Here is a 1,678-nt window from a genome sequence, read left to right on the forward strand (position 1 = left end):
CCCTGCCGGCCCCGCCCCCACCCCCCCTCCCCGCCCAACCCCACCGCCAATTTTGTGAGAACCACAAATGAAAAGGGGGTCTCAGGCTGTGGACTCGCTCCGCCGGCCCCACGGTTCTGTCCGTCCCCGCCAGGAATCGACACGCGAGACTGTACGGAGTCGACGGCGGGGTTTCCTTGGTCCAGTTCGTAGGGTCGGTACATGACCCTTGTCGACGAGATCCCGAGCGAGCCCACCGACGCACGTGGCCGCGTCGCCGAACTGCACGTCCTGCGCAAGCAGGCGCTGGCCGGCCCCAGCGAGCGCGCGACCGAGGCCCAGCACGCGAAGGGCAAGCTGACCGCGCGCGAGCGCATCGAGCTGCTCCTCGACCCGGGTTCCTTCAACGAGGTCGAGCAGCTGCGCCGGCACCGCGCCCAGGGCTTCGGCCTGGAGGCCAGGAAGCCCTACACCGACGGTGTCATCACCGGCTGGGGCACGGTCGAGGGCCGCACGGTCTTCGTCTACGCCCACGACTTCCGGATCTTCGGCGGCGCGCTGGGCGAGGCCCACGCCGCCAAGATCCACAAGATCATGGACATGGCCATCGCGGCCGGTGCCCCGCTGGTCTCCCTGAACGACGGCGCCGGCGCCCGTATCCAGGAGGGCGTCTCCGCCCTCGCCGGCTACGGCGGCATCTTCCAGCGCAACACCAAGGCGTCCGGCGTCATCCCGCAGATCAGCGTGATGCTCGGCCCGTGCGCCGGCGGCGCCGCCTACAGCCCCGCGCTCACCGACTTCGTCTTCATGGTCCGCGAGACCTCGCAGATGTTCATCACCGGCCCGGACGTCGTCAAGGCGGTCACCGGCGAGGAGATCACCCAGAACGGCCTCGGCGGCGCCGACGTGCACGCCGAGACCTCGGGCGTCGCGCACTTCGCGTACGACGACGAGGAGACCTGCATCGCCGAGGTCCGCTACCTGCTGTCGATGCTCCCGCAGAACAACCGCGAGAACCCGCCGACCGTCGCCTCCGAGGACCCGGCCGACCGCCGCTCCGAGGTGCTGCTCGACCTGGTGCCCGCCGACGGCAACCGCCCGTACGACATGCACAAGGTCATCGAGGAGCTCGTCGACGACGGCGACTTCCTGGAGATCCACGAGCGCTGGGCCCGCAACATCATCTGCGCCATGGCCCGCCTCGACGGCCAGGTCGTCGGCATCGTCGCCAACCAGCCGCAGTCGCTGGCCGGCGTCCTCGACATCGAGGCGTCCGAGAAGGCCGCCCGCTTCGTGCAGATGTGCGACGCCTTCAACATCCCGATCATCACCCTTCTGGACGTCCCCGGCTTCCTGCCCGGCGTCGACCAGGAGCACGGTGGAATCATCCGCCACGGCGCGAAGCTGCTCTACGCCTACTGCAACGCGACCGTGCCCCGGATCTCGCTGATCCTGCGCAAGGCCTACGGCGGCGCCTACATCGTCATGGACTCCCAGTCCATCGGCGCCGACCTGACGTACGCCTGGCCCACCAACGAAATCGCCGTCATGGGCGCCGAGGGCGCCGCCAACGTGATCTTCCGCAAGCAGATCGCCGAGGCCGAGGACTCCGAGGCCATGCGCGCCCGCATGGTCAAGGAGTACAAGGCCGAGCTGATGCACCCGTACTACGCGGCCGAACGCGGTCTCGTCGATGACG

Annotated in this window: 1 protein-coding gene; it reads left to right on the forward strand. The window is 69.2% G+C overall.

The window, feature by feature from the left end:
* Nucleotides 1–201 precede the first annotated feature (201 nt).
* The coding region (locus ACFW1I_RS04260; RefSeq protein ID WP_384665883.1) for an acyl-CoA carboxylase subunit beta at nucleotides 202–1,678 on the forward strand (1,477 nt) is incomplete at its 3' end.

The sequence above is a fragment of the Streptomyces sp. NPDC058955 genome, assembly GCF_042741435.1.
Classification (GTDB): Bacteria; Actinomycetota; Actinomycetes; order Streptomycetales; family Streptomycetaceae; genus Streptomyces.